The sequence below is a fragment of the Chloroflexota bacterium genome (assembly GCA_018648225.1).
In the GTDB taxonomy this organism is placed as follows: domain Bacteria; phylum Chloroflexota; class Anaerolineae; order Anaerolineales; family UBA11858; genus NIOZ-UU35.
In genome coordinates this window covers 1-3468 of the sequence record JABGRQ010000093.1, presented here as the reverse complement: position 1 = coordinate 3468, position 3468 = coordinate 1, and the positions used below count along the sequence as shown (strand labels likewise).

General features: G+C 54.5%; 5 protein-coding genes. All 5 read left to right on the top strand.

Features of this window, described 5'->3' with window-relative positions; genetic code table 11:
- Positions 1 to 666 (top strand): 4Fe-4S dicluster domain-containing protein (locus HN413_08405; protein ID MBT3390417.1); only part of this gene is annotated, 666 nt, incomplete at its 5' end.
- A 5-nt stretch (positions 667 to 671) separates the two neighbouring features.
- Positions 672 to 2243 (top strand): polysulfide reductase NrfD, encoded by a 1572-nt coding sequence (gene nrfD, locus HN413_08400; GenBank protein ID MBT3390416.1) that lies wholly within the window; start codon positions 672 to 674, stop codon positions 2241 to 2243.
- An 8-nt stretch (positions 2244 to 2251) separates the two neighbouring features.
- Positions 2252 to 2485 carry a hypothetical protein gene (locus HN413_08395; protein ID MBT3390415.1) on the top strand — a complete coding sequence of 78 codons (234 nt, stop codon included), beginning with the start codon at positions 2252 to 2254 and terminating at the stop codon, positions 2483 to 2485.
- A gap of 54 nt (positions 2486 to 2539) precedes the next feature.
- A complete protein-coding gene (locus HN413_08390; protein ID MBT3390414.1) occupies positions 2540 to 3244 on the top strand; it encodes a 4Fe-4S dicluster domain-containing protein in 705 nt (234 codons plus the stop codon).
- Positions 3244 to 3453 (top strand): hypothetical protein, encoded by a 210-nt coding sequence (locus tag HN413_08385; protein MBT3390413.1) that lies wholly within the window; start codon positions 3244 to 3246, stop codon positions 3451 to 3453. The genes HN413_08390 and HN413_08385 overlap by 1 nt, the downstream gene beginning before the upstream one ends.
- Positions 3454 to 3468 lie beyond the last annotated feature (15 nt).

The following is a 3468-nucleotide window of genomic DNA, read 5'->3' as shown; positions in this document are numbered from 1 at the left end:
GCCTGCCGGTTTGAGAATAACACCCCGGTGGTGGAACCTGAACAGGCTGAAATGGGGCGTTCCATCCTGTGGAATGATGTCTTCCCCAACCCCGTCAATCCCACCGAAGAGACGGGCGAATATCCCCACGTGCAAACGCGTTATCTCACGCGCCCCTGTATGCACTGTGAAAACCCGCCCTGTGTCAAAGTCTGCCCGGTGCAGGCCACCTTCCAAGATGAAGAAGGTCTTGTGCGGCAGAATTATGACCGCTGCATTGGCTGCCGTTTCTGCACCGTTGCCTGCCCTTACGGGGTGCGCTACTTCAACTGGTACGAGCCAACCTGGAGCCCAGAATTGGCCCACCATCTCACCCCTGACAAGGTGACTGGCCCAGGCTCCAGCGAAGGTCCGGCCGAACGGCCTAAAGGTGTGGTCGAAAAATGCACCTACTGCATTCACCGGCTGCACAAGGCGCGCGCACGCGCCGAGGCCGAGGGCCGCGATTTTCGTCCCGATGAATACGTGCCAGCCTGCGTGCAAACTTGCACGGGCAAGGCGCGCTTCTTCGGCGACCTGGACGACCCGGAAAGCACCGTCTCTGTCTTGGCATCAAGCCCGCGCGCCTTTCGGCTGCTGGAAGATGTTGGCACACACCCCAAGACCGTCTACCTGAGGGAGGGATAATCACCATGTTGAAAGTTGATTCTCGTGATAAAGCGAAATTGATTGACCCTCTTTATCAGTCAGGAAAGGGCTTCTGGGTGATCTTGGCGGTGCTGTTTGTTGCACTGGGTTGGGCAGTGTATATGTACATTCAGCAAATTACTCTTGGCTTAGGGCAAACCGGCATGAACCGCCCCGTGTATTGGGGTGTGTACATGGTTAACTTTATCTTCTTCATCGGCATCAGCCATGCCGGGACGTTGATCTCTGCGATCTTGCGGGTAACCGGAGCCGAATGGCGCCGTCCTATTACACGCGTTGCTGAAGCCATCACGGCTTTCGCGTTGATCGTTGGCTCCCTACAAATCATTATCGATATGGGACATCCGGAACGCTTGCTCAACGCAATCATTTACGGGCGCTTGCAATCCCCCATCCTGTGGGATATTGTCTCCGTGACGGCCTATTTCATGGGATCGGTAACTTATTTGTACCTGCCCGTGATCCCCGATGCGGCTTTGCTGCGGGATAATTTCCCGGAGAACGGCCCCAAATGGCGCAAGCGTCTCTACACCATCCTGGCTCTGGGCTGGCGCGGCAACCGCACGCAATGGATTCGACTTGAGAAGGTCATCGCCATCATGGCGCTGCTAATCATCCCTATCGCGGTTTCTGTGCATACGATCATTTCGTGGATTTTAGCGACCACCGTCCAACCGGGTTGGCACTCGACGATATTCGGCCCCTACTTTGTGGTGGGCGCGATTTTCTCGGGGATTGGCGCGCTCTTTATTGCCATGAGCATCATGCGTAAAACTATGGGGCTGGAAGAATACTTCACCGAAAAACAATACCGCAACCTGGGCACGATCTTTATCGTAACCAGCATCTTTTGGATGTACTTCACCTACGCCGAACATTTAACCCTGGCTGCTGGTCAGGGCGTTCACGAGTTCCCTGTTTTAGCTAGCAAGTTATGGGGAGCCTATGCCCCGGGCTTCTGGAGCATGGTAGCCCTGATGATCAGTTCTTTCTGGCTTATGGTTGGGCCGCAACTCGTGTCCAAATCTATCGAACGGTGGCGTGTCTTCCACCCCAATGCCGCCTTTGGATCGCTGATTGTAACAGCTCTCGCCGGGCTCGCGTTATATAACCCGCTAGGGTTGCCTGTCCCGGAGGATGTACGCCCTGTGTTGTGGGGTGTGTTCTTTATTGCTCTGATAATTGGTGGTGTAGGGATTGCAGCATGGTTCAGAACACGCTTTGTAGCCGCATCTGTAACCTCGGCGGTATTTGTGCTCATCGGCATGTGGCTGGAACGCTGGTACATTATTGTACCCACCATGACGCACCCCTACTTGGTCAAATATGTTGATTACATCCCCTCGCTGACAGAAATTTCCGAAACAGTGGGATCTATCGCCATCTTTATGATTATGTTTGTGGTATTCTTCAAGTTCTTCCCTGTGATTTCAATATGGGAAGTAGCTGAGGGACGGGTTCTCGATCAGGAAGCCGAAAAAATTGGCCCCATGCCCATGCCAGAAGTATCTTCAAGCGTTCGTAGAGGTCGTCTAGGCTTTCGTCGAACACAATAGCTGTTATTATGACCGCTGAACACTTGACCACACTGTACACAGGGCTGGCTAAATTGCTCACCCCGCCAACCCTGGCTCCGCTGCCGGACTGGGTAGCTGCACCAGGATGCGAGTGGCCGATTTTCGAGTCGGTCACGCGCCTCGCCGGGCAAAATCCTTCCGTGGCGGAATGGCAGCAAGCTGTTCAAGCGCTGATGGATTTGCCCGCGGCGGCGTATTATACGCGCTGTACGGAATATTAAACACTATTCATCGGTCTGAAGCAGGCTCCCATCTGGCTGTATGAATCGTATCACGTGAGCGGGCGCATAATCGGGCCAACGACCTTTCAGGTAAAGAAGCTTTATGAAAAAGCCGGGGTGATGCTCAACAGCGCGGAACTCCCCGATCACGCGGCTTTGGAAATATCCTTCCTGGCTTATCTGGCTGAGCAAGAAAGCCTGTCCGGTGCCGACGCCGAAGATTGGCGCGCTGTACGGGAGGCATTCGTCGAGAAACATGCTGGACGCTGGCTTCCCACAATTGGGGGGCAATTGCTCCGGTCGCCGTACCCTGCCTGGGCCGCGGTCGGCTACATCCTTGACGCCTGCTTTGCAGAAGAAAAACCCATCCCTAAAATATGCCCTGTTCAAACAGGTTCCCCAATGATAATCCGGGCCGAGGACTGCACCCTGTGCGGCTTCTGCGTTCAGACCTGCCCGGAGAAAGCCTTGAAAATCCACGAGGATGAACATACCACCGCACTCTGGCTGCTCGCCGAACACTGCACCCAATGCCGCAAATGTGGGCAGGTTTGCGATCAAAAAGCGCTTTCTTACGAAATAAGAAAACTGCCCGCGGCGGCGTTACTGCGTCAATCGCATAGGGCAACCTGCCCGGCCTGCAGCGCCCAGACGGTCAGCCAGGCCGAAATAAACGCGATTGCAACAAGATTGGGTGAGCATCCCCGTTGGCTGGATTACTGCCTGGATTGCCGCCCTAAACTACTGGAGATGAACTGATGAGTTTTCCTGATACCCCGCTAATCGAATTCTTATACTGGTTAATCAACACCCCGGGCGTGGGAGGTATCGCGGTTATATTGTTGGCTGTGAGTATCGTAACAACCGTGGGGCTGGTCTTGCGCTGGGTATCCCAGGGCGCAAATGTCGAAGACGAACCGGAGACTTACGCTTACCCCACCCCTGCTTTGCATCATCACAGCGATTAATGGCGCATCTGTGTG